This window comes from Rhizobium phaseoli, assembly GCF_003985125.1.
In the GTDB taxonomy this organism is placed as follows: domain Bacteria; phylum Pseudomonadota; class Alphaproteobacteria; order Rhizobiales; family Rhizobiaceae; genus Rhizobium; species Rhizobium phaseoli.
The window spans coordinates 22,467-46,709 of record NZ_ML133580.1 but is presented as its reverse complement, the minus strand read 5'-3'; the positions used below and the strand labels follow the sequence as shown (position 1 = coordinate 46,709).

General features: G+C 60.7%; 22 protein-coding genes and 1 tRNA gene. 10 read left to right on the top strand and 13 right to left on the bottom strand.

Annotation, left to right across the window (positions count from 1 at the left end; all coding sequences use genetic code 11):
* The first annotated feature begins 38 nt into the window (after nt 1–38).
* From EFD56_RS22720 to EFD56_RS22705, 4 genes are all read left to right on the top strand, one after another.
* Complete coding sequence (locus EFD56_RS22720) at nt 39–1,544, top strand: inorganic phosphate transporter (protein WP_126906355.1); 1,506 nt, start codon at nt 39–41, stop codon at nt 1,542–1,544.
* 67 nt (nt 1,545–1,611) lie between these two features.
* A complete protein-coding gene (locus EFD56_RS22715; RefSeq protein ID WP_126906354.1) occupies nt 1,612–2,349 on the top strand; it encodes a 16S rRNA (uracil(1498)-N(3))-methyltransferase in 738 nt (245 codons plus the stop codon).
* Nucleotides 2,350–2,496: 147 nt separating this feature from the next.
* Nucleotides 2,497–3,870, top strand: a complete 1,374-nt coding sequence (locus tag EFD56_RS22710; RefSeq protein WP_126906353.1) for a glutamate--cysteine ligase — start codon at nt 2,497–2,499, stop codon at nt 3,868–3,870.
* A 148-nt stretch (nt 3,871–4,018) separates the two neighbouring features.
* Nucleotides 4,019–4,891 carry a DUF937 domain-containing protein gene (locus tag EFD56_RS22705; RefSeq protein WP_126906352.1) on the top strand — a complete coding sequence of 291 codons (873 nt, stop codon included), beginning with the start codon at nt 4,019–4,021 and terminating at the stop codon, nt 4,889–4,891.
* Nucleotides 4,892–4,979: 88 nt separating this feature from the next.
* On the opposite strand, the gene EFD56_RS22700 is transcribed toward EFD56_RS22705, so the two are convergent.
* Complete coding sequence (locus EFD56_RS22700) at nt 4,980–5,279, bottom strand: YjiS-like domain-containing protein (protein ID WP_004675365.1); 300 nt, start codon at nt 5,277–5,279, stop codon at nt 4,980–4,982.
* A 201-nt stretch (nt 5,280–5,480) separates the two neighbouring features.
* On the opposite strand from EFD56_RS22700, the gene EFD56_RS22695 reads away from it, so the two are divergent.
* On the top strand, nt 5,481–6,437 hold the full coding sequence (locus EFD56_RS22695; RefSeq protein ID WP_012482798.1) for a LysR substrate-binding domain-containing protein: 957 nt from the start codon (nt 5,481–5,483) through the stop codon (nt 6,435–6,437).
* A gap of 6 nt (nt 6,438–6,443) precedes the next feature.
* On the opposite strand, the gene EFD56_RS22690 is transcribed toward EFD56_RS22695, so the two are convergent.
* The 3 genes from EFD56_RS22690 to EFD56_RS22680 all read right to left on the bottom strand — a co-directional run bounded on the left by EFD56_RS22690 (nt 6,444) and on the right by EFD56_RS22680 (nt 8,857).
* Nucleotides 6,444–7,085: a TetR family transcriptional regulator gene (locus tag EFD56_RS22690; protein ID WP_029531627.1), complete on the bottom strand. Its 642-nt coding sequence runs from the start codon at nt 7,083–7,085 to the stop codon at nt 6,444–6,446.
* A gap of 496 nt (nt 7,086–7,581) precedes the next feature.
* Nucleotides 7,582–7,995: an MAPEG family protein gene (locus tag EFD56_RS22685; RefSeq protein WP_126906385.1), complete on the bottom strand. Its 414-nt coding sequence runs from the start codon at nt 7,993–7,995 to the stop codon at nt 7,582–7,584.
* 106 nt (nt 7,996–8,101) lie between these two features.
* Nucleotides 8,102–8,857, bottom strand: a complete 756-nt coding sequence (locus EFD56_RS22680) for an SDR family oxidoreductase (protein WP_126906351.1) — start codon at nt 8,855–8,857, stop codon at nt 8,102–8,104.
* 92 nt (nt 8,858–8,949) lie between these two features.
* Between EFD56_RS22680 and EFD56_RS22675 the strand changes: the two genes are divergently transcribed.
* Nucleotides 8,950–9,867 (top strand): LysR family transcriptional regulator, encoded by a 918-nt coding sequence (locus EFD56_RS22675; protein ID WP_126906350.1) that lies wholly within the window; start codon nt 8,950–8,952, stop codon nt 9,865–9,867.
* 8 nt (nt 9,868–9,875) lie between these two features.
* Here the strand turns inward: EFD56_RS22675 and EFD56_RS22670 are convergent, their stop codons facing one another.
* The 3 genes from EFD56_RS22670 to EFD56_RS22660 all read right to left on the bottom strand — a co-directional run bounded on the left by EFD56_RS22670 (nt 9,876) and on the right by EFD56_RS22660 (nt 13,117).
* A complete protein-coding gene (locus EFD56_RS22670) occupies nt 9,876–10,430 on the bottom strand; it encodes a hypothetical protein (protein WP_004675379.1) in 555 nt (184 codons plus the stop codon).
* A gap of 2 nt (nt 10,431–10,432) precedes the next feature.
* A complete protein-coding gene (gene guaB / locus EFD56_RS22665) occupies nt 10,433–11,917 on the bottom strand; it encodes an IMP dehydrogenase (RefSeq protein WP_064827004.1) in 1,485 nt (494 codons plus the stop codon).
* A 207-nt stretch (nt 11,918–12,124) separates the two neighbouring features.
* Nucleotides 12,125–13,117: an MBL fold metallo-hydrolase gene (locus EFD56_RS22660; protein ID WP_126906349.1), complete on the bottom strand. Its 993-nt coding sequence runs from the start codon at nt 13,115–13,117 to the stop codon at nt 12,125–12,127.
* 240 nt (nt 13,118–13,357) lie between these two features.
* Between EFD56_RS22660 and EFD56_RS22655 the strand changes: the two genes are divergently transcribed.
* A complete protein-coding gene (locus EFD56_RS22655) occupies nt 13,358–14,779 on the top strand; it encodes a DHA2 family efflux MFS transporter permease subunit (RefSeq protein ID WP_126906348.1) in 1,422 nt (473 codons plus the stop codon).
* A gap of 4 nt (nt 14,780–14,783) precedes the next feature.
* Here the strand turns inward: EFD56_RS22655 and EFD56_RS22650 are convergent, their stop codons facing one another.
* From EFD56_RS22650 to EFD56_RS22640, 3 genes are read right to left on the bottom strand one after another with little or no spacing between them, the layout of a single operon-like run.
* On the bottom strand, nt 14,784–15,167 hold the full coding sequence (locus tag EFD56_RS22650; protein ID WP_126906347.1) for a VOC family protein: 384 nt from the start codon (nt 15,165–15,167) through the stop codon (nt 14,784–14,786).
* Between the two features lie 34 nt (nt 15,168–15,201).
* Nucleotides 15,202–15,921, bottom strand: a complete 720-nt coding sequence (locus tag EFD56_RS22645) for an RlmE family RNA methyltransferase (protein WP_012482788.1) — start codon at nt 15,919–15,921, stop codon at nt 15,202–15,204.
* Between the two features lie 9 nt (nt 15,922–15,930).
* Entirely contained in the window at nt 15,931–17,481 is a 1,551-nt protein-coding gene (locus EFD56_RS22640) for a Ppx/GppA phosphatase family protein (RefSeq protein ID WP_126906346.1), read from the bottom strand.
* 246 nt (nt 17,482–17,727) lie between these two features.
* On the opposite strand from EFD56_RS22640, the gene EFD56_RS22635 reads away from it, so the two are divergent.
* Nucleotides 17,728–17,801: transfer RNA gene (locus EFD56_RS22635), tRNA-Gln, on the top strand.
* A gap of 234 nt (nt 17,802–18,035) precedes the next feature.
* Here the strand turns inward: EFD56_RS22635 and fcl are convergent.
* Entirely contained in the window at nt 18,036–18,989 is a 954-nt protein-coding gene (gene fcl / locus EFD56_RS22630; RefSeq protein ID WP_126906345.1) for a GDP-L-fucose synthase, read from the bottom strand.
* Nucleotides 18,990–20,051, bottom strand: coding sequence for a GDP-mannose 4,6-dehydratase (gmd, locus tag EFD56_RS22625; RefSeq protein ID WP_126906344.1), 1,062 nt, complete (start codon nt 20,049–20,051; stop codon nt 18,990–18,992).
* 340 nt (nt 20,052–20,391) lie between these two features.
* Between gmd and EFD56_RS22620 the strand changes: the two genes are divergently transcribed.
* A complete protein-coding gene (locus EFD56_RS22620) occupies nt 20,392–22,386 on the top strand; it encodes a polysaccharide biosynthesis protein (protein WP_126906343.1) in 1,995 nt (664 codons plus the stop codon).
* Between the two features lie 221 nt (nt 22,387–22,607).
* Nucleotides 22,608–23,432, top strand: a complete 825-nt coding sequence (locus EFD56_RS22615; RefSeq protein ID WP_210288702.1) for a Wzz/FepE/Etk N-terminal domain-containing protein — start codon at nt 22,608–22,610, stop codon at nt 23,430–23,432.
* Nucleotides 23,433–23,436: 4 nt separating this feature from the next.
* Here EFD56_RS22615 and EFD56_RS22610 read toward each other — a convergent pair whose 3' ends face one another.
* The gene (locus tag EFD56_RS22610) at nt 23,437–24,213 is read right to left on the bottom strand and encodes a glycosyltransferase family 2 protein (RefSeq protein ID WP_126906342.1); all 777 of its coding nucleotides are present in this window, start codon (nt 24,211–24,213) and stop codon (nt 23,437–23,439) included.
* Nucleotides 24,214–24,243 lie beyond the last annotated feature (30 nt).

Genomic DNA, 24,243 nt, shown 5'->3' with positions numbered 1-24,243 from the left:
AAGGCAGCGTAAAAGCAGATTCATACTTGGAAAAAAGAATGCCGCCCCGTCCCGCCGTCCTCACCAAACGCACGCTCGACAAGGACCTCGCCAAGATTACCCATGCCGAGGATGTGGCAAAGCACGTCTTGCGGCGGCTGGTGGCGCCTGGCCTCGGGCTGATCTTCGTCGGCCTGACGATGATCTTTGCCGGTGTCTACGTGTTCGACCGCCCGGGAGCGGTGCTTATCGTGGCGGCCGCCGCCCTTGCCGGCTACATGGCGATGAATATCGGCGCCAACGACGTGACCAACAATGTCGGTGCGGCCGTCGGCGCACGCGCCATGACGATGGGCCAGGCGCTCGTCATCGCCGCGGTTTTCGAAGTCCTCGGCGCCACGATCGGCGGCGGCGAGGTCGTCAAGACGATTTCCTCCAACATCGTCGACGCCGTCCAGGTGCCGCAGGCGATGCTTGGCTGGATCATGATGGCGGCGCTGATGGCGGCGGCCCTCTGGATCAATCTTGCCACCTGGATGAACGCGCCGGTTTCCACCACCCATGCGATCGTCGGCGCAGTGATCGGCGCCGGTATTTCAGCCGTCGGCACGGAGCCGGTGAATTGGCGGGTGATGCTGGAGATCACCTCGAGCTGGATCACCTCGCCGCTGATCGGAGGGCTGATCGCGGCCGGCCTGCTCTACCTCGTCAAGACCCTCATCATCTATCGCGACGACAAGGTCGCGGCGGCTCGGCGCTGGGTGCCGGTGCTGGTCGCGGTGATGGCCGGCGGCTTCATGGCCTATATGGTGCTGCAGCTGTCACCCGTCGGCCGGTTTCCGTCTTTGACCATCATCCTTATCGGCATCGGCCTCGGGCTGGTCACGTGGCTTGCCGCCCGGCCGCTCGTTTTCGCCCAGGCGCGGGATCTCGAAAACCGCAACAGCTCGCTGCGGGTGCTGTTTCGGCTGCCGCTGATCGGCTCGGCGGCGCTGCTGTCCTTCGCACATGGCGCAAACGATGTTTCGAACGCGGTCGGGCCGCTTTCGGCGATCGTCCATTCGGTCGGCATCGGCTTCGGCAGCGACGGCAGCGTCGGGCATCCGCCGCTCTGGGTGATGCTGATCGGCGCCTTCGGCATCTCCGTCGGGCTGCTGCTGTTCGGACCGCGGCTGATCCGCCTGGTCGGCGAGGAGATCACCAAGCTCAATCCGATGCGGGCCTATTGCGTCGCATTGTCGACCGCTTTCACCGTCATCGTCGCCTCCTGGCTCGGCCTGCCGGTCAGCACCACGCATATCGCAGTCGGCGCCGTCTTCGGCGTCGGCTTCTTCCGCGAATGGTACACCCGCCGTTCGAAGCGCCGTATCGCCTATATCAGGCGCAAGGCCGAGAGCTTCGATATCGACGAGCCGGAAGAGCCGAACATCCACGAGAGGCGCCGGCGCTATCTCGTGCGCCGCTCGCATTTCATGACGATCGTCGCCGCCTGGATCATCACCGTGCCGGTCTCCGCAACGCTTGCGGCCGCGATTTATTGGGCTATGTTCGCGCTCTTCGTCTAGAACAGGATGTCGTCCGAAAACCGCTCACGCTTTTCGGCATCATGCTCTGAACCCCGTGAGTTTTTCAATGCGCGCTAATTTCCGCATGCAACGGCTCTTCGTCGACGCGCCGCTTTCTGCCGGCGCCGTCGTGGAGGCGAATGCCGAACAGTTCAACTATCTCGCCAATGTGCTGAGGATGGAGGCCGATGCCGAGATTCTGCTTTTCAACGGCCGCGACGGCGAGTGGAAAGCCAGCCTCAGCTTCCCCACGCGCAAACGCATCCTGCTGACGGCCATCGAACAGACGCGGCCGCAGCCCTCTCCCTGCGACCTGCATTATCTCTTTGCGCCTCTCAAGGTCGGCCGCATGGATTACCTGGTGCAGAAGGCGGTGGAAATGGGCGCCGGGCTGCTGCAGCCGGTTATGACCCAGCATGTGCAGGGCAAGATCACCAATCTCGACAAGCTGCGCGCCAATGTTGTCGAGGCGGCCGAGCAATGCGGCGTTCTCGGCATACCCGATGTCGCCGAGCCGGTGAAGCTTTCCGATCTGCTCGACCGCTGGCCGAAGGAGCGCCGCATCATCTATTGCGACGAGGGCGACGCCGGGCAGAACCCGCTGCCGGTGCTGTCGGCGATCCGGGAAAGACATCTCGCGCTGCTCGTCGGGCCGGAAGGCGGCTTTTCGGAAGAGGAACGGGCGCGGCTTCGAAGCCTCGATTTCGTCACCGCCATTCCGCTCGGACCGCGCATCCTCAGGGCCGATACGGCGGCCGTTGCGGCGCTCGCCGTGGTGCAGGCGGCGATCGGCGACTGGAGCTGACGGCGAAAACGGGTGGACATGGAAATTGCTGCTATTTTTTTGATGCGTCGTTGAAACAATTTCACTTGCAACATACGTGACTTGGGTCCTAATCAGCCTTCCAGCTGCCCTGCCCCCTGGGCGCTTTTTTCGAATACAGGTACCCGCATGGCCCGCGACACTACCGACCAGACACCGCTCTCTTCGGTTCAGGATCTGACCGATTACATCGCCGCGGGCAACAAGCCGCGGGAGCGCTTCCGGATCGGCACCGAACACGAGAAATTCGCCTTCTTCCGCGCCGACAACAGCCCGGTCCCCTATTTCGGCGATGCCAGCATTTCGGCCCTGCTTACCGGCCTCCAGGAAAAGAGCGGCTGGGAGCCGATCATGGACGGCGGCAACATCATTGGCCTCGCCGAGCGGAGCGGCATGGGGGCGATCTCGATCGAGCCCGGCGGCCAGTTCGAACTCTCCGGCGCGCCGCTGGAAACGCTCCATGAGACCTGTAGGGAATCGAACCAGCACCTGGCGACGCTGCGCGAAATCGCCGAGCCGATGGGCATCCGCTTCCTCGGCATCGGCGGCAGTCCGAAATGGACCTATGCACAAACGCCGCAAATGCCGAAATCGCGCTACGAGATCATGACCCGCTACATGCCGAAGGTCGGCAGCAAGGGTCTCGACATGATGTACCGCACCTGCACGATCCAGGTGAATCTCGATTTCTCCTCGGAAGCCGACATGCGCCAGAAGATGCGCGTTTCGATGAAGCTGCAATCCTTGGCGACCGCGCTCTTTGCATCCTCGCCCTTCACCGAGGGCAAGCCGAACGGGTTGCTCTCCTGGCGCGGCGATATCTGGCGCGATGTCGACAATAAGCGCTCGGGCCTGCTCGATTTCACCTTCCGCGACGATTTCGGCTTCCGCGACTATGCCGAATGGGCGCTCGACGTGCCGATGTATTTCATCGTCCGCGACGGCCGCTATCATGATTGCACCCATGTCACCTTCCGCCAGTTCATGAACGGGGCGCTGAAGGGCGAGGTTGCCGACCCGGCACCGACGATGGGCGACTGGACGAACCATCTTTCGACGCTCTTCCCCGACGTCAGGCTGAAGCGTTTCCTCGAAATGCGCGGCGCCGACGGCGGTCCGTGGCGGCGCATCTGCGCGTTGCCGGCCTTCTGGGTCGGCCTGCTCTACGATGATGCGGCTCTTCAGGCTGCCGACGAACTGACCAGGGATTGGAGCTTTGCCGAGGTCGCTGCCCTGCGCGACGCCGTCCCCGCCGAAGGGCTGAAGGCTCAGTTTCGCGGGCATGCGCTGCTCGACGTGGCGCGCGAGGTGGTCGGCATATCGAGAACCGGCCTCAAGACGCGCGGCAAGCTCAACCGCGAAGGCCAGGACGAAAGCATCTTCCTGGCGCCGCTCGACGAGGTGCTCGCCAAAAAGGCGACGCTCGCCGAGGATCTGCTGTCGCTCTATCACGGCCGCTGGAACGGCTCCGTCGAGCCGGTCTTCGAGGACTATCAGTACTGAGCCTTCCCAGGTTTTTATCGGGTTCGGAAAAACGCCGCACAGGTTTGCCGTAACGGCTTTAAGTTCTTATAGCAAAAAGCCGTTTGCACATTACCTTTTCCGGATATAGTGGCATTACACGCGTCACGACTCGGGGAAAGGGACCTCCATGCTGCCACTCTTCGACATGATGATGCAGGCGCAGAACGGCGCCGCGATGGAAGCGGTTGCGCGGCAGTTCAACCTGGCGCAGGAACAGGCGACCAAGGCGATGGCGGCGCTGATGCCGGCCTTTTCCGCCGGCCTGAAGCGCAGCACCAGCAATCCTTATGATTTCGTCGGGCTGATGCAGGCCGTCGCCTCCGGCAATTATGCGCGCTATTTCGAGGATATGAGCCGGGCTTTCACGCCCGAAGGCATTTCCGACGGCAACAACATCCTTGCCCAGCTCTTCGGCTCGAAAGAGGTTTCGCGGGCGGTCGCCGCCCAGGCAGCGCAGATGACCGGCATCGGCCAGGATATCTACAAGCAGATGCTGCCGGTGCTGGCCGACACGCTGATGGGCGGCCTGTTCAAGCAGACGACCGGCCAGATGGCCTCGCCGGTCAACCCCTTTGTCAACACGGCCATGGGCGAGACCATTCAGAAATGGCTCGAGAGCACCGGCTTTGCGCCGAAACCGAAGGCGGCCCCGGAACCGAGCATCTTCGACAATCCCTTCACGCAGGCGATGCAGCTGATGTTCTCGATGCCGAAACAGGAACCGGCGCCTCAGCCGAACCCGTTCCTCGACAATCCCTTCGCCAAGGCTTTCCAGGAGATGATGGCCGAGCTCGGCCAGCCGGCCGCGGCCAAACAACCAGCCGCCAAACAACCGGCGGCCAAGACGCCGGAGGCGCCGAAGGAAGAGGCGAAAGCCGCTGCCGAGAGCTATACCGACATGCTGAACGCCATGTTCGACAGCGGGCTCGAAGTGCAGAAGAGCTACCAGCGAAACCTGGAAGCGATTTTCGAAACCTACCGGCCGAAAACCAAGGCATAAAAAAACCCGGAGATGGCTTGGGAAAAGCCGATCACCGGGTCAAGCGGCAGGGCTATTGGCTATCACCCTGCGGGGAAACTCGACGCTCCTACTCCTCGTGAGGGCGGAAGAGCTGCAGGCGCCAGCGATTGCGCGCCGAGCGCGTCAGATGTTCCGACGGATCCTCGAAAAAGGTCGAGGCCAGGAACGCAGAGGTCAGGTCGGCCCTGGTGAGGCCGATATCCCTCAGTTGACTGTCGTTCAGTTCATGCAGCCCGTTGACCTCCATTCGATTGCGAAACCCGCGAAAGAGGGAGACCAGCGGAGCGAGGCCTGCCACCAGACGCTGGAAAAGCGTCGGGGTCAGCTTGCTGCAGTCGAGTTCTAGTGTTCGGTCTGTCGTGTGCATCGAACTCTCCTTTCTCGGGCACGCAACAACCCACCCCTCCCGCGAGGTCGTGCGAGAGGGGATAAGGCTGAATTTGCTTGGACAGGCAGGGTGTCTGTCCTTCACTTTGCTTGATTTGCACCCCGAAGATGCCAAAGACCTATTGATCAGTCCAACGAATGTTTCTAATGATTATCATCAGCTATCTTTATGGGTGATACCATGTCCGCGCCTCTTGATCTCGACCAGTTGCAGACTTTCATCGCCATCGTCGATTCCGGCAGCTTCACCAAGGCGGCTGACAAGGTCTACAAGACTCAATCGGCCGTCTCGATGCAGATGCGCCGCCTCGAAGAGCGTATCGGCAAGCAGCTCTTCATCAAGGACGGCCGCGGCAACCGGCTGACGGTCGAGGGCGAGAAACTGCTCAATTATGCCCGGCGCATCATCCGCCTCAACAATGAGGCGATCGCCGCCTTTGACGACAACAGGCTGGAGGGGATGCTGCGCATCGGCACGCCGGACGATTATGCCGATCGCTACATGCCGGAGATCATCGGCCGCTTTGCCAAGACGCACCCGAACGTCGAGCTCTACATCGTCTGCGAGCCGTCGATGGACCTCGCCGAGCGCATGCACAAGGGCGAGCTCGATATCGCGCTCGTCACCCACAATCCGCGCGAGCGCATGTCCGACGTGGTGAGAACCGAACCGCTCTGCTGGGTCGGCTCTGCCAACCATCCGATCCGCGACGACGCGCCGGTGCCGCTCGCCGTCGGCCGCCGTGACTGCCAATGGCGCCAGCTCGCCTGCTCGGCGCTCGATGCTGTGGGGCGCGAGCACCAGATCCTGTTCACCAGCTGGTCCTGCACCGTCGTCGCCGCGGCCGTGCTTGCCGGCATGGCTGTCTCAGTGATGCCGGAATCGGCGTTGCGGACGGGCATGAAGGTGCTGAGCCAGGCTGACGGCTTTCCGGCGCTTCCGCCGGTGCAGATCGGCATCATGAAACGGCCGGGCGTTTCGATCTCGCTGATGAACGCGATCACCGCGCATATCACTGCCTGCCTCGACAACATCACGCCTGCCGTCATCGACGACGGCCTGGATGCGGACGTCAAATCCGCGCAGGCGCGGCTTTATCCGCGGCTGAAGGCCGCCAATATGGTGCCGAGCTGGTAGAGGTTCTCAGGCGGCGCGCGGCGCAGCCTCGGTGAAAAGGGAGGCGCGGATGACGCGCTTCCATTCGGTGAGCATGTGCCGCGCAAGGCCCTCCTCGCTGACGGCGGCAAGCCGGATGACGGCGCCGATCAGATGGCTGAAAAGGTAAGTGCGCGCGAACAGTTCCTCGTCGCAAAGGTCGGGAGCCAGCCTGCGCACGGCGTCGTGAAAGATGCCGGCGACACGGCTGCTATGCTCTATATTCAACCGAAGCAGATCCTGATCGGTCTCCGTCCCCATCCAGACGCCGAGATAGACGGGATCGTCATGGTAGGAATCATAGTACCAATCGATGATATCGCAGACGAGGTCGAGCGCCTGGTCGAGCGACTGGACATCGGAAAACATCGCTGCCGTCTTCGCCTGGATCGCCGAAGCGTGCTGATCGAACAGAGCTTTGACGATCGCCGCTTTCTCCGGGAAATACTGGTAAACCGAACCGATCGGCACTTTGGCGGCGATCGCGAGCTCGGTCATCCGCATGGCGCTGACGCCCTTCTTGGCGATAATCTTGGCAGCGGCGGCGAGGATAAGATCCAGCCTCTGGATGCTGCGCTCCTGCTTCGGCTTCCTGCGCAAGCCGATGCGGTCCATACTTTCCGCGCCCATGTCGTTCCCATTCTTATTGTTGCGCGCGGAAGCTTCTGCCACCAGCGCGTCCAGCGGATATGACATGCAGGTCTTCATCAGGCGTAAACGGAAAGACTCGCATTTTAACGACCTTCAAACGCTCATGAGAATCGGAAGTTCAGCCGTTCCCACCGGTTGCACCAAGGCAGAGAATCCTTGAAATAGTTGCGAAATTCTCTTCGACGGGAAAAGGCTGATGTCGCGACTCTTCGTTGCGCGGGAATGATCGTCCGGGAGGTTTTAGACTTTCACACGCAGTGTCGCCTTAACCGTTGCTGCTGCGCGTCCTCCGCGAATCTGGCCAGACGATTCCGAGCGCAGTGCCTTCGTTGAGAGCACTTCAAGGCTGGCGTCGAGAGCCCGGCGCTCTCCGCCAAGCCCGCAGATCATCCCCTAACCACGCCCGCGCAGAAATGAGAGAATTAATTAGATATGAGTTTGCAGTAGCGGAACGACCAGACGGCCCGTTCGTGCCTCAGCCCATCACCATCCACGCGGCGAGCCAGAGCCACATGCCGGCCAGCGTGAGGTAACCCGCGGCGAAGAGCGGGCTGCGGTAGCGCAAATCATTGCTGCTGACATGGACGGCGGCATGGGCGTAACGCAGGGCGACGAAGAGCCAAGCGAGGCCGACGGCGACGATATTGTCGGCCGCGGTCACATAAAGAAGAATACAGCAGGCGTAGAAGAGCACGGGCAGTTCGAACTGATTGGCGAGGCAATTCTTGACGGCGAGGCTTTCGGCCGGCTCGCTGCGATTTTCGCGGTAATTGGATTTCGCGTTGCCGGCGCGGACCATTTTTGCCCGGCGTGCGCCGAGAAGGGCATAAAGACCATAGACCAAGGCCACGTGAGCCAGGAGTGGCCAGAAGATTTCATAGCCCGTCATGATCGTCATTTTCCTTTCCGCTTTTGCATGTTGGCGGCAGCATTAGCGGAAAGGATAAGCGCATGCCAGCGGCGCGGCGCTGACATCCGCAAACCCGATATTGGCTTCACACCTGGGCGCTGCCGCCATCGACGAAGAGTTCGGCACCGGTGACGAAGCTGGAATCATCCGAGACGAGGAAGAGTGCAGCAGCGGCAACTTCCTCGGCGCGGCCGACCCTGCCCATTGGCACCTGGGCCGCCAGCGCAGCAAGCAAGGCCTGCTGTTGAGCCGGGTCCTTGCCCGCCAATTCGACCAGTCCGGTCGTTTCCGTCGGACCAGGACTGAGCGTGTTGATCCGAATGCCGCGGTCCTTCAAATCGAGAATCCAGTTGCGCGCAAAGCTGCGCAAGGCGGCTTTCGACGCAGCGTAAACGCTGAAGGCGGGCGTGCCGGTGGAGCCTGCCGTCGATCCCGTCAAGATGATCGATGATCCTCGCGCAAGCAGTGGCAAGGCCTTCTGCACCGTAAAGAGAACTCCCTTCACGTTCCGATCGAATGTATCGTCATACTGCTCTTCGGTGATTTCGCCGAGGGGCAACATGGAGCCGCCACCTGCGTTGACGAAGAGCACGTCAATTCTTCCGGCCTCTGCCTTCACCTTCTCGTAGACGCGATCGAGGTCGGCAAGATTGGCTGAATCCGCCTGAATACCTACTACCCTACCGCCGATCTCAGCGAGTGCTGCGTCGAGAACATCCTTGCGACGGCCCGTGATAAAAACCCGTGCGCCCTCAGCTGCGAAGCGTTTGGCGGCGGCAAGGCCAATGCCGGAAGTGGCGCCCGTGATAACCGCAATCTTCGCATTCAATCGTTGTGTCATTGTCGTCTCCTTTTGTTCGACTGAAGCTGAGATATGGACGAGGGCATCGTTTCGGAATAGAAAGAATTGAAAGCTATTGTTTCAGGAATGAAATGACCAAATTTCCTGATTTCGAGGGACTGGCGATGTTCGCAAAGGTCGCCGAAGAGCGCTCTTTCGTGCGGGCTGCGCAGACGCTCGGCGTGTCGGTGCCGACGGTTTCGCGGGCCGTAAGCCGTCTTGAGCAGAGGCTGGGCGCAAGGCTCTTCAACCGCACCTCTCGGCAGCTCGCTTTGACCGATTTCGGCCTGCGACTGGTCGACAGCGCCGCCCGGATCTATGCTGAGGCAGAGATGGCAGAGGACGCCGCCCGGGAGCTTGCGACCCGGCCGAAGGGGCTCATCAGGCTTGCCGCGCCGATGGACTTCGGAACACGTTGGCTGGCCCCGATCCTGCCTGACTTTTTCGAGCTCTTTCCAGACGTTTCCATCGACCTGCACATGAGCGATGCCGTCGTCGATATCGTGGGAGACGGCTTCGACGTGGCCCTCAGAATCGCGGTCTTGCCGGATTCCTCATTGATCGCGCGCAGGCTGACGCCGGTGGACCGCTTCATTCTGGCTGCACCCGCATACCTCGATCGCTACGGCGTGCCGGAACATCCCCGCGAACTGGCGGCTCACCATTGCCTCGGATACGCCTACAGGGCGCGACAGGATGTCTGGCGCCTTCGCAACGGTGAAGGCAGGGAGGAGGTCGTCGTGCCAAGCGGCTCTCTCAGGGCCACCAATTCTGAAGTTTTGGTGCCAATGGCACTACGGGGCCTCGGGATCATCGAACTGCCCGAATTTCTCGCACATGACTATCTCGTCGACGGCCAGCTGACGCCAATCCTTCCCGACTGGACGCTGCCGACCGGCGCACTGTATTTCGTCACACCTTCGGCGCGGAGCCGGCCAGCGAAGGTCGAGGTCCTTTCCGATTTCATGATGGCGAGACTGTCAAATCCGGTTTGGCGGCGGAGGAGCTGATAGCTGCTTCAATCTCGGCCTGGCGACAGCCAACGGGCGACGGCAAGCCTGACAAGGACGATAAACGAGATGGCGAGGCTTGCGAATTTCAGCCTTGTCATCCATGGCAGAAGCTGCGCTGCGAGGCTTGCGGATGGACTGTCGCCAAAGGCGACCAGGCTCGAGATGTTCTCGCCATAGTCGGCGACGCCGTAAACGAAGGGCAGCAGATAGATCGCCTTGCCGACAAACGGGGGAAGCGATCGTCCGAACCAGGCACTGAGGGGACCGAGCCGGAGGAAGGCGAGAAACAGCAACGCCGTCAGCAATGCCGGAAAGACCAGCTCCGGCCCGAAATACATCGCGCTGAGCAGCTTTGCCGCCGTCTCGTTCTCGTCGAGCAGCTTCTGCATGTGGAAAACGGCGGATTCGTCGTAACCGGCGAAATAGGTGTCGAGCACCGCCTGGCCGGTTTCATGCTTGAAGGGAACGACGAAGCCGAAGGTCGTCCAGGCGAGCACGGCAAGGCAGAGAGCGGCGAGCAGCGCGATGATCCAGAGCGGAATTCCGCTGCCCGCCTTCATGGTCAGAGACCGGCGCCCGGATAGTTGGGGCTCTCGCGGGTGATCGTCACGTCGTGGGCGTGACTTTCGCGAAGACCGGCGCCAGAGATGCGCACGAAAGTGGCGCGTTCCTGGAAATCCTTGATATCCTTGCCGCCGACATAACCCATGGCCGCCTTGAGGCCGCCGGCGAGCTGGTGGACCACGGCCGAGACCGGCCCCTTATACGGCACCTGGCCTTCGATGCCCTCAGGTACGAGTTTCAGCGTGTCGCGCACTTCCGCCTGGAAATAGCGGTCGGCCGAGCCGCGGGCCATGGCGCCGACGGAGCCCATGCCGCGATAGGCCTTGAAGGAACGACCCTGGTAGAGATAAACCTCGCCCGGGCTCTCATCGGTGCCGGCCAGCAGCGAGCCGATCATGACGGCGGAAGCGCCAGCGGCGATTGCCTTGGCAAGGTCGCCGGAGAATTTGATGCCGCCATCGGCGATAACCGGCACATCCTGATCCTGGGCGGCCTGGACGGCCGACATGATGGCGGCGAGCTGCGGAACGCCGACGCCGGCGACGATGCGCGTCGTGCAGATCGAGCCCGGGCCGATACCGACCTTGACCGCGTCGGCGCCCGCGTCGATCAATGCTCTGGTGCCGTCATAGGTGGCGACGTTGCCGGCCATGATGCGCACCGAATTGGAGAGCTTCTTGACCCGGGTGACGGCATCGAGCACGCGCTGCGAATGGCCATGGGCGGTATCGACGACCAGAAGGTCGACGCCGGCCTCGATCAGCCGTTCGGCGCGCTCGAAGCCGTCATCGCCGACGCTGATGGCGGCGGCGGCGCGAAGCCTGCCCTGCGCATCCTTGGAGGCGTTCGGGTTCAGCTGCGACTTCTCGATATCCTTGACGGTGATCAGGCCGACGCAGCGGCCTTCGGTATCGACGACCAGCAGCTTCTCGATGCGATGCGAGTGAAGCAGGCGCTTGGCCTCCTGCTGATCGACGTTCTCCTTGACGGTGACCAGATTGTCCTTGGTCATCAGCTCGTGGATCTTCTGCTCCGGATCGGAGGCGAAGCGGACGTCGCGGTTGGTGAGGATGCCAACGAGGCGGCCGGACTTCTCGACGACCGGGATGCCGGAAATGCCATGCGACTTCATCAGGCCGAGCGCCTCGGCAAGCTTTGCCTCCGGCCCGATGGTGACGGGATTGACGACCATGCCGCTTTCGAACTTCTTCACCTGGCGGACTTCTTCGGCCTGCTCGACCGGCGTCAGGTTGCGGTGGATGACGCCGAGGCCGCCGGCCTGGGCCATGGCGATCGCCAGACGGCTTTCGGTGACGGTATCCATGGCCGAGGAGAGGATCGGGATGTTGAGATCGAAATCGCGGGCGATGCGGGTCGCGATGTTCGTCTGGCCGGGCATGACCTCGGAGTGGCCGGGCTGCAGCAGCACGTCGTCGAAGGTGAGCGCGTCCGCGCCGGTTGCCGTTTCTATGATGCGGGCCATGGCCAAATTCCTTCAGTTTAGAAAAATGCAACCCGTCCCGGAAACGAATCGTCCGCCCCGGCGGTGTGCATGAGTTGCTTGGAAGTTGGCGAGGGCTGGTAACACGTCTATGACAGGAAGGAAATAGTAAAAAGCCCGGCATGTGCGCCGGGCTCGTCATGGGTGCCATGCACGCAGAGCAATTCCGGAAAAGCGGACCACTCCGGATTAAATGTCGAACTGATAGGTCTTCGGCACGAAGCGATAGCCACCATCCTGCCGCTCGACGAAACCGACCACCGGGAACGGCATGTGATAGCCGAGGAAGGCGATCTTGTCGGTGGCGATCATGTCGAAAACCTTGCGGCGCGTGGCGGCTGCCTGCGCCTTGTCCATGTCGAAACGCACCTCCCAGTCCGGACGCAACAGCGACAGGATATAGTGGTTGGCCGTATCGCCGGTCAGCACCATGCGTTTGCCCTCGGATTCGACATGGAACACGATGTGACCCGGCGAGTGGCCTGATGCCAGCATCGCGGTGACGCCGGGCGCGACGGCGGCGCCATCTTTGATGAAGGTGGCCTTTTCGGCAAGCGGCGCCACATTTGCGAGCACCGCCTTGTGCCTGGCCTCGGCCGGCGTGCCCTCGCGCGCAGCGTTCGACCAGAAATCATATTCGGCCGCACCGATGACATAGCGGGCATTGCGGAAGGCGGGCGCGCCGTCCTCCATCAGCCCGCCGATGTGATCGCCGTGCAGATGGGTCAGAGCCACCAGGGTCACGTCCTCGGGCGAATAGCCCGCCATCCTCAGGCCCTCGGCGAGCTTTCCGAGCCCGCGGGCGCGGCCGGCTGCGCCAAAGCCGGTGTCGACGAGAATGAGATCGGAGCCGGTGTCGATGAGAACAGGCGCATAGCCGTTCAGGAGCTTGTCGGCCGGCAGGAAGTTTGCGGTCAGCAACGCCCGGACGGTTTCGGGATCCTGATTGGTGCCGTAGGTCTCATAAGGTTTTTCGGAGATATTGATCCCGTCCCTGACGACGGTGAACTTATAGGAACCGAGCTTGAACTGATTGATTTCGGGTAAAGGCGTTATATCCATACGTCTGCTCGCTCCAGTGACGGCCGCTTCGGCCTTCTCTTTCAAAATTGCCGGCGCCGCCAGCAGGCCGAGGCTTGCGGCAAAAAGCGTGCGCCGTGTCATTCGCGTCGAAATTGCCATATATCCATCCCCCTGACGCGCGCTTTGTCGCTGCGCGGCCGATGACACCCCGCCGGATTTCTTGCCCCGGCGGCGTAAACATATGTCAATCTTGATAGCGGAGCTTGTCGGACAAGCCGTCTCACGCAGACGTGAAGCAAACACCGCATCGAGGCGGATTTGAGCATTGGCAGCTCCCTGAACTGGGACTAAACAGCACGGGCTTCCAGCTTCCATCCGCGCCCATCAAGGCTCCCGCCTATGAACCGCATCGTCCCGCTGATTCTCGCCGTCGCTCTCTTCATGGAACAGATGGATTCCACCGTGATCTCGACGGCATTGCCGGCGATCGCCGCAGACCTCCATGTCGGGCCGATCACCCTGAAACTGGCGCTGACCTCCTATATGGTGGCGCTTGCGGTGTTCATTCCGGTCAGCGGCTGGATGGCCGACAGGTTCGGCGCCAAGAAAATCTTCCGGCTCGCCATATCAGTCTTCGTCGTCGGCTCGATCTGCTGCGCCATCTCCTCCAGCCTCGTCGAATTCGTCTTCGCCCGCTTCCTGCAGGGCATGGGCGGTGCGATGATGACGCCGGTCGGCCGTCTCGTGCTGGTGCGCACGACCAAGCGCAGCGATCTGGTCTCGGCCATGGCGCTGCTCACCATCCCGGCCCTGGTCGGCCCGCTCACCGGCCCGCCGCTCGGCGGCTTCATCACCACCTATTTCAGCTGGCACTGGATCTTCCTGATCAATGTGCCGGTCGGCATCATCGGCATCTGGCTGGCGACGGTCTTCCTGCCGGAGGTCGAGGCGACAGCGCCGCCGAAGCTCGATTTCACCGGTTTCGTGCTGACCTCGCTATCGGCCGCGGGCGTCGTCTTCGGCCTGTCGGTGGTCAGCCTGCCGGCCCTGCCGCCGATCATCGGCGTCGCCGCCACCGGCATCGGCCTCGTCTGCGGCTTCCTCTATATCGGCCATGCGAAGCGCCACCCGGCGCCGATCCTCAACCTCGGCCTGTTCAGGAACCCGACATTCCGCGCCTCGACCGTGGGCGGCACGCTGTTTCGCATCTGCGTCGGCGCCATGCCGTTCCTGACGCCGCTGATGCTGCAGCTCGGCTTCGGGCTGACGCCGTTCCAATCCGGCCTCATCACCTTTGCCGGCGCGATCGGCGCGATCACCACCAAATTCATGGCAAAGCGCGTTTTCGCAGGCGTCGGCTTCCGCACGACGCTGCTCGGCGCCGCCATGGTGACGACCGCCGTCACCGTCATCACCGGCCTGTTCACGCCGGCAACGCCGCATCTCGTCATCATCGGCGTGCTGCTCATCGGCGGCTTCTCCCGCTCCTTCATGTTCACCGGCGTCAATGCGCTTGCCTTTGCCGATATCGATGATGCGCAGGCGAGCCAGGCGACCTCGATGAGTTCGGTGATGCAGCAGATCAGCCTGGCGCTCGGCGTCGCGGTCGCGGCCGCCATCCTGGAAAGCGCGATCTATTTCAGGGGCGAGGCGCTTGATGTGGCCGATTTCCACTTTGCCTTCTATATCATCGCCGGATTGACCGTGATTGCGACCATCCCCTTCATCAGGATGGACCGCAACGCCGGCGCGCTGGTTTCCGGTCACCGCTCAAGGCGCTTGGCGGGACCGATCGAGGCCGAGCAGCAAGCTGCGAAATAAGCCTCTATTCAGGGCTCTCGCAGACGGCAGAGAGCTTGTTGCCATCGAGATCGCGGATATAGGCGGCATAGAAATGGGCATGGTAGGAGCGCAGACCCGGCCCGCCCTCATCGGCGGCGCCTGCCGCAATCGCCGCCGCATGGAAGGCATCGACGGCCGCCCGCGTTTCAGCCGTGAACGCGACCATGGCGCCATTGCCTGCCGTCGCCCGGCGGCGATTGAACGGCGTCACCACCCAGAAGCGGCAGCGCGTATCGCTGTCGGCGGAATAGCCGATCTCCTCCTGCGAATATTGCTGGCGGCGATAGCCGAGCAACGGCAGAACGGCATCATAAAAATGCGCTGCGCGATCGAGGTCATTGGTTCCGAGCGTGACGTAAAGAAGCATGGGACCGTCATCATCGGCCGGGATCGGCCCGAGATCAAGCTTCCTCTGCGTGGCCTTCCGCCTTGCGGCCCTTGAAGCCCTTGGCCAACAAAAACATCTCGACCGATTCGGCGCGCGACGAGTTCGGCTTGACGTGAACGACCTGGCGGAAATTCTGCTTCAGCATCGCGAGCAGATCACGCTCGGTGCCGCCCTGGAAGGTCTTGGTGAGGAAATGCCCGCCCTCCCCCAGCACCTCGATGGCGAAGTGGGCCGCGACTTCGCACAGATGCATGGTGCGCAGGTGGTCGGTGCGGTGATGGCCGGTGGTTGGCGCTGCCATATCGGAGATGACGAGATCGGGCGTGCCGCCGACGGCCTCCATCAGCTTTTCCGGCGCACTCGGATCAAGGAAATCAAGCTGCAGGATCTTGACGCCGGGAAGCTGGGCCATTTCCAGGAAATCGATCGCGGCCACACGGATATCCTCATCGGTCGAGCCGGTGACCTTGGCGGCGATCTGCGACCAGCTGCCGGGAGCCGCACCCAGATCGATGATCCGCCTGGCGCCGCGCAGGATGTGGTATTTCTCGTCGATCTCGAGCAGCTTGAAGGCGGCGCGGGCGCGATAGCCTTCGAGCTGGGCGCGCTGCACATATGGATCGTTGATGTGGCGCTGCAGCCACTGGCGGGAGGACGCCTTCATCTTCTTGTTCTTGACGCGCTGGCCGAGCTTGCGGCCGGTGCGATTTCCGGCGATCGGTGCCTTGGTCATGCCCTTCCCCTATTTCGCGCGCTGGCCGCGGCGGTTGCGATTACGCCGCCACACGCCGTCATCGGCCATCATGTCGGTGAGCAGGCCTTCCCTCAAGCCGCGATCGGCAACACGCATGCGCGGGCTCGGCCAGCGGCGGCGGATCGCCTCGAGAATGGCGCAGCCTGCGAGCACCAGATCGGCCCGATCCGGCCCGATGCAGGGGTTGGCGGCGCGGCTGTCGAAATCCCACGAAAGCAGTTTTGCCTGCATAGCGGAGACCTCGTCGTCCGACAGCCAGATGCCGTCGACCTTGCGCCGGTCGTAGCGCGGCAGGTCGAGATGGACGCCGGCAAGCGTCGTCACCGTGCCCGACGTGCCGATCAGGTGGAAATCGCCGGTCTGGGCAATTTCGATCTCGGGGCAATCGAAACGCCCAAGCATGCCCTCGACCTCGCGCACCATGCCTTCGAACAGCTCCGGCGTGACATCACGTCCGCCGTGACGCTCCGACAGTGTCACCACGCCGACCGGCAGCGACGTCCAATGGGTGATGTGATTGGCAAGCCGGCTGAAGCGATTGTCGCCGATGCGGATGACGGCGATCTCCGACGAACCGCCGCCGATATCGAAGAGCACGACGGAGCGTGTCTCGCGGCCGACGAGCGAAGAGCAGCCGGAGACGGCAAGCCGCGCCTCGGTTTCCCGATCGATGATTTCAAGCTCGAGGCCGGTTTCGGCAACCACGCGACCCAAAAATTCCTCGCCATTGACCGCCTGGCGGCAGGCTTCGGTGGCGATCAGCCGCATGCGGCGGATCTCCCGGTTGCGGAGCTTGGAAGCGCAGACCCTCAGCGCCTCGATCGCCCTTTCCATCGCCTCGTCGGATAGACGGCCGCTTGCCGCCAGGCCTTCGCCGAGCCGGACGATGCGGGAAAAAGCGTCTACGACGCGGAACTGGCCCGGACGGGTCGGCTGGGCAATGAGCAGGCGGCAATTGTTGGTGCCGAGATCGAGAGCGGCATAGAGCTCTTCGGGCCAGGCATGCTCGGGCGCCTGGCGATCGCCCTGGTGCGCGTTGCCCTCCGGGCGGCCCTTGCGGCCGGCGCCGTTCTGGACCTCGCGCGGAACGACGGCACTCGCCGTCTCTTCAATCCGGTTTTTCTGCAGTTGGATATGGGAAGGCTTTGCCGATGTCAGCGGCCGGCCCTGCAGACCGCGCTTGCCGCGGTGCTTGCGGCGGTTGCGCCGGCTCGACGCCGAATCGCCATCAGACCGCACAGCATTGGCTGCGACGCCCGTCTGTTCCATCGGCTGGGGTCGAAGCGAGCCCTCCTGCGAAACGCCATGGCCACCGCGACGGCGCCGCTTTCGCTTGCGTGCCGGATGTCCGGCGGTATCTTCGATTGGGCGCGCTGGCTGCCCGGCATTGCCGGAGAGCTCATGCGAAGCGGGATGAGCGGCGCTGCGGGTTTGCCCGCCGCGCTTGCCCTTGCGACGCCTGGACTTCTTGCCGTCCTTGCGCCCTGCCGCCGACGCCCCGTCAAATTGCGGCTTTACGCCGCCTTCGGGGTCTTCCACGTTGTTTTTCCACCGCGCCGCGCAACTCCCTGAGGTATGCAGCAGGCGCTCATTCGATTTTTGCGTTGCCGCAAGAATATCAGCGCCCGCCAAAATCACCAAATTCTTTTTTAAGAGAGGGATTTGCGGGATAATTTCAGCCCTGGCCGAGAAGGCCGATTTTTTTCAAAACAGGTATTTGCAATCGCCGGGCTTTTGTTTATAAGCGCCGCACACCAGCCGAACCGCCCGCCGGTTCGCCCTTGCTGGGGAATAGTTCAATGGTAGAACAGCGGACTCTGACTCCGTCGATCTTGGTTCGAATCCAGGTTCCCCAGCCAAATTCTCCCAAATTGATGAGATGAACAGGCGCCGGTAGGAATGTCTGACCTGCGGCTTGTCAAAGCGGTGAACGGTTGCGGTGGTCCCGGCCGTCATCGTGCGCTTCGATCAACAGCTCCGCTCAGGGAGAGACATCAGACCAGCGCCACGCCCGATGCTGACGGCACGCTGATGTCGCCGCGCCGATGGATCGGCGACAATCATTCTCGACGAGATTCTAAACGGCTCGATCGCTACTGTCGCACCGCGGCGGCGTTGCCTTCGACCTGGAGAAACCATTCATATACGGCGCGAACCCCCTCCTCCAGCGAGATGCGAGGCTTCCAGCCCATGTTCTTCAGCTTGTCGTTGCTCATGAGCTTGCGCGGGGTACCGTCCGGCTTGGAGAGGTCGTGGGTGATTTTTCCTTCATAACCGACAACGCGGCAAACCAGGTGGGCGAGCTCGAGGATTTCGATATCCTCTCCCGATCCGACATTGACATGCTCGGCGCCCGAATAATTCTTCAACAGGAAAACGAGCGCATCCGCACAATCGTCGACGTGAAGAAATTCCCGCCGGGGCGTTCCGGTTCCCCAGATGGTAATTTCGGAAGCTCCCGTCGCCTTAGCGAGGTGGGCCTTGTGAATCAGCGCCGGCAGAACGTGACTGGATTGCAGATCGAAATTGTCGCCCGGACCATAGAGATTGGTCGGCATGGCAGAAATATAATCGCGCCCGTGCTGCTTGCGGTAGGCTTCCGCCAGCTTGATCCCGGCGATCTTGGCGATCGCATACCACTCGTTGGTCGGCTCGAGCGGACCGGTCAGAAGCGCGTCTTCAGAAATCGGCTGCGGTGCAAATTTGGGGTAAATGCAACTTGAACCCAGGAACAGGAGCCTGTCGACGCCGCAGAGATGCGCGGCTTCGAAGATATTGGCCTCGATGATCAGGTTATCGTAGAGAAAATCGGCCGGAAGGGTGTCGTTCGCAAGAATCCCGCCGACCTTCGCGGCCGCGAGGATGATCGCATCCGGTCTGTTCGTCTGGACGAATCTTTCGACCTCGTCCTGCCGCTTGAGATCAAGCTCCTGCCGCGTTGCCGTGATGACAGTGCAACTTTCTGAGTGAAGCCTGCGCACAAGAGCGCTGCCCACCATGCCCCGATGGCCGGCCACCCAGATTTTCTTGTTGGACAAGTCGGACACTCAGCTCTCTTTCCTGAAGTTTTGAGACTTCCAGTGCTTGATATCTTCACGCACCATTTCGGCAGCGAGGTCGCGAACCGGCGTTTTATGGTGCCAGCCGAGTTTCTGACGCGCCTTGGTCGGGTCGCCAAGCAAAAGGTCGACTTCGGTCGGGCGAAAATACCGGGGATCGATTTCGACGAGGCATCGGCCGGAGGCGGCGTCATAGCCCTTCTCGTCGACGCCGGACCCCTTCCATTCCAGGGTGATGCCGATATCGGCAAAGGCCCATTCGACAAACTGGCGCACGCTGGTCGTCTCGCCCGTCGCCAAGACGTAGTCTTCCGGCTTGTCCTGCTGCAGCATCAGCCACATGCCTTCGACATATTCGCGCGCGTGGCCCCAGTCGCGCTTGGCGTCGAGATTGCCCAGGAAGAGCTTATCCTGGAGGCCGACATGGATGGCAGCCACCGCCATCGTGATCTTGCGGGTAACGAAGGTTTCGCCGCGAAGCGGGCTTTCATGGTTGAACAGAATTCCGTTCGACGCATGCATACCGTAAGCCTCGCGATAATTCACGACAATCCAATAGGCATAGAGCTTGGCAGCAGCATAGGGGGAGCGCGGATAAAACGGCGTCTTCTCGCTCTGCGGCACTTGCTGAACAAGGCCGTAAAGCTCCGATGTCGACGCCTGGTAGAATCGGGTCTTTTGCTCAAGGCCGAGGATGCGGATCGCCTCGAGAAGCCTCAGCGTGCCAATGCCATCGGCGTCCGCCGTATATTCAGGCGTTTCAAAGCTGACGCCAACATGGCTTTGTGCGGCAAGGTTGTAGATTTCGTCAGGCTGAGTCTGCTGCACGATCCGCAGGAGATTGGTCGAGTCGATCATATCGCCATAGTGGAGGATGAAGCGCGGATGGGCTTCATGCGGATCCTGATAAATGTGCTCGATACGGCCGGTGTTGAAAGATGAGGATCGCCGCTTGATGCCATGCACCGTGTAGCCCTTGCTCAAAAGCAATTCGGCCAAATAGGCACCATCCTGACCAGTTACCCCAGTAATAAGCGCGGTTTTCGTCATTTTTCACGTCGTCTTTCGATGCAATCTTCGGGATGTGTTTATGGAAATGACCGAACGAGTGCAACCCCCATGTAACTGCGGCCAGGAGAAATGAGTATCGTCGATCTCCTCGGTTGACGTGAGACTGCGACAATGAGACTAAACTCTTCCCCTCGCGCTCCGCTAGCCTGAATCCAGCATCAGCGGCAGGTATTTGTCAGAAGGTAATAGGCACTATGCTACCTACTTCTGATAGACAAGTCGGTGCGGAAGACCTTGATTTCCGATTATTTCAGTTGCGCTCGTTGCAGAAAGCGACAAGAAGGTGGTTGTCTGTTGATCTGCGAGACGCTGGTAAGCAATGCCTGAAAACTCTCCCTCTGAGACATCGCGCTCCGGATGGTTGCTAGTGCCGATGCAGGCGCTCGTCGCCCCTCTGCTGGCGATGCCGCGGGTTGCCAAACGCGTTCTGGCTTTGCTGGTGGACTCCAGCTTTTGCGTTCTGACGATCTGGCTGGCCTATTGCTTCAGGCTGAACGAATGGACGATGCTGACCGGCGTCCAGTGGCTGCCGGTGTTCGTTTCGCTGTGCATGGCCCTTCCCATCTTCATCGTCATGGGCATGTATCGGGCGATCTTCCGTTATGCCAATCTGGCTGCGTTCATTACTGTTTTAAAGGCGATTGCGATCTACGGCTTCGCCTTCATGACGATATTTACGGCTCTCAGCGTCCCGGGTGTTCCGAGAACGGTCGGTATTCTCCAGCCTTTCCTGCTGTTGATCGGGATTGGGCTGTCGCGGTTGAGTATCCGCTATTGGCTGGGGGATGCCTACCAGCGTATCCTTCACCAGGATATGCTCGCCAAGGTGCTGATCTATGGGGCCGGGAAGGCCGGGCGGCAACTGGCGGCTGCGCTGACGAATAGCGCCGAACTCAACGTCGTCGGCTATCTGGATGATGATCCGCGTCTCAAGGGCGGCATCATGGGTGGCCTGCCCATCTATGACCCCTCGGATCTTCCGGCGCTCGCCGAAGCTCTTGGCGTGCACAATGTGCTTCTTGCTCTGCCATCCGCATCGCGGCAGCGGCGCAATGAAATCCTCGAGCGCATTCGCAAAGCCAGGGTGAATGTTCGGACATTGCCGGACCTCACGGCGCTTGCTCAGGGCCGTGTCGCCGTCTCCGACATTCGCGAGCTGGAGATCGAAGATCTGCTGGGCAGAGAAGCGGTGGCGCCGCGGCAGGAATTGCTCGACAAGGCGATGCGCAAAAAGGTGGTGATGGTCACGGGCGCCGGCGGTTCCATCGGTGGTGAACTCTGTCGGCAGATTCTGCGCAATGCGCCTTCGAGCCTCATCCTCATCGATCAGAACGAGTTCGCGCTTTATAATATTCACGCGGAATTGCTGAAGCTGGCCGAACTTTACAAGCAGGAAAGCCTGCAGATCGTTCCGATCCTTTGTTCCGTCCGCGACCCGGACCGCATGGAACATATCATGCGGAGCTGGCGGCCGCAGACGCTCTATCATGCCGCCGCTTACAAGCATGTGCCTCTCGTCGAACATAATGCGGTGGAAGGCATCAAGAACAACGTCATGGGGACGCTGATCACCGCACGCGCGGCGAATAAATGCGGCGTCTTGAATTTCGTGCTGATCAGTACGGACAAAGCCGTGCGTCCGACGAACGTGATGGGCGCCAGCAAGAGGCTGGCGGAGATGGTTCTGCAGGCGCTTGCCGTAGAACCGGCCGTTGACAGAGTGCGCACGAATTTCTCCATGGTCCGGTTCGGAAACGTGCTCGGGTCCTCCGGATCCGTCGTGCCGCTGTTCCGGCAGCAGATCAAGGACGGCGGGCCGGTTACCTTGACGCACCCGAAAATAACCCGCTACTTCATGACCATTTCGGAGGCCTCGCAACTTGTCATTCAGGCGGGCGCGATGGCCGAAGGTGGGGATGTTTTCCTGCTCGACATGGGCGAGCCCGTCCGCATCGCAGACCTCGCTCGCAAGATGGTCGAGCTTTCGGGATTGGCTGTTCGCGACGAGGATAATCCCGAAGGGGATATCGAGCTTTCCGTGACCGGTCTCAGGCCCGGCGAGAAGCTCTATGAAGAATTGCTGATCGGCGATAATCCTGAGACAACCGAACATCCCAGGATTATGAAGGCGCGTGAGGATTTCCTTTCCTGGCCGGAGCTTTTGAAAAAGATCAACGCGCTCAATGCGGCATTGGATCGAAACGATATGATCGCTGCCCGCACGATATTAGCTGAGCTCGTTTCCGGCTATTCTTCGACAGGCGAGGTCTCAGATTTAGCTTTCGTCGGCGTAGAAACCAATTCAGCGGCGTGACCGTGGCTGCGGCGTCCGTAAAATCACAACGACGAGGCAGGCGAAGATCTGCATAGTCGTGCGGTTAACGGAATCCCATGAGGCATCGTGATAAGCCCAGGTTGCGGTCTTTTGATGATTGACATTGAAGGTCCGATAGGGTTGAAGCGTCATTAGGCTCCCAGCTGTTATGAAATTCTTTGCTAAATTTGAGCCGATGGCGGATTCTGAAAGCTGCGATCATGGAACAAAGACTATTTGACGAGGAAATTAATCTATTCTCTGTTGTTTCCTTTCTAAGGCGTGGCATGCCCATCATTATTGTGTGCTGCTCCATTGGAGTTGCACTAGCAGGCATTTTCGTCTGGCGTAGCCAACCTTACTATCAAGCCTCAGCACAATTAGTGCTTGCAAGTGCGTCGGCTCCGACACAGCTCGACCCTGATGCCGTCGCTCTTGTGGAGCCTCGTGAGCATGTTACTTTTCGTCTGCGATCTCCATCAGCTTTCGATCAGCAGACCGTCTCCGCGTGCTCCGACGGCGGCCCGGTAACCGCCGAACAGATTTCGCAAAATGTGAGGGTGACGGCACCATCAGTTCCCAGTGACGTCATCGAAATTTCCTTTACCGCCCCAGCCGCTGAATTGGCGCGGCAGTGCGTCGCCGCGATCGTGCGGGGGGTTCAAGAACAGCAGACGTTGGTTGCGTCCATCAGCTCGGAACATCTGAAATCTCAAATCAGGTCACTGCAGGATCAACTCGTGGAAAATTCGAGGCTCCTGAAGGAGGCACAGGATTCCGGATGGCAGCAGGCAATATATCTCGCGACACGCGACGATGCGATCGCATTGCGTAAGGACATTGCCGACTTGACGGGTAAACTAGAATTGAGCAAATCTGCAACGCTGCTTTCCCCAATTTACGCTCCATCAAATGCAGCATCTCCGACCAAGATAACTATTCTGACTGCAGGTCTCTTTGTCGGGTTCGTTATCGGCGTTCTAGTCAACCTCCTTAAGAGCGCATACCTCATGCAGCGAAATCGCCGCAGCCGGTCGAACGGCTAATGCGTCAGCGCATCTTGAGCAAGGCCGCACGAAGTACCTGCATGCCCCGCGACAAAAGCTTCCTAGAGAAGAAATGTACTGGGCTGGCTCTCAACCCGTGAGCTTCAAGCGCAAATAGAATTTCTTTGTTTTGCTGCAGGATATTCCTCCAGCTACGATTTGTCGTGCCGCCCATTCGCATCTTCACCATAGTGCCGGGCAGGTATTTCGACTTAATACGGTGGCGTTCTAGAAAGCGCATCATTAATTCTACATCAGCAGCAATCCTATAATAGAGGTCAAATGACCCGAGGCGCTTGTAGACTTCGCGCCTTACAAAGAAGGTTGGATGAGGCGGGCACCAGCCTTTTTCGAAAGCCCGAGGTACAAAAGGCGAAGAGCGCCAGTCGCGCACGATCGTTGAGGTATCATCTTGCCTAACATAGCAGAGATCCCCGTAACATGCTTCCAGGGCTGGATCCCGGAACGCCTCCGCGACCTTTGCCAGAGCGCCCGGCATGTAGAAGTCGTCCCCATTGATGAAGCCGATAACATCGCCGGTCGCAAGACTTATTCCTTTATTCATGGCATCATAGATGCCGAAGTCCTCTTCGGAAACTAGGCGCGTGATAATATCGCGGCGTTCGTTGATCCGATCAAGCGTGCGGTCCTTTGAGAGTCCATCGACGACGATATACTCCATATTTGGATAGTTTTGAGCACGAACGGATTCGATCGTATCAGCGATCGTGGCTTCGTTGTTGAAGACAACGGTGATGATTGATATTTTCGGTTCGCGCATTCACACTTACTTTCACAACTGGTGGGTAGA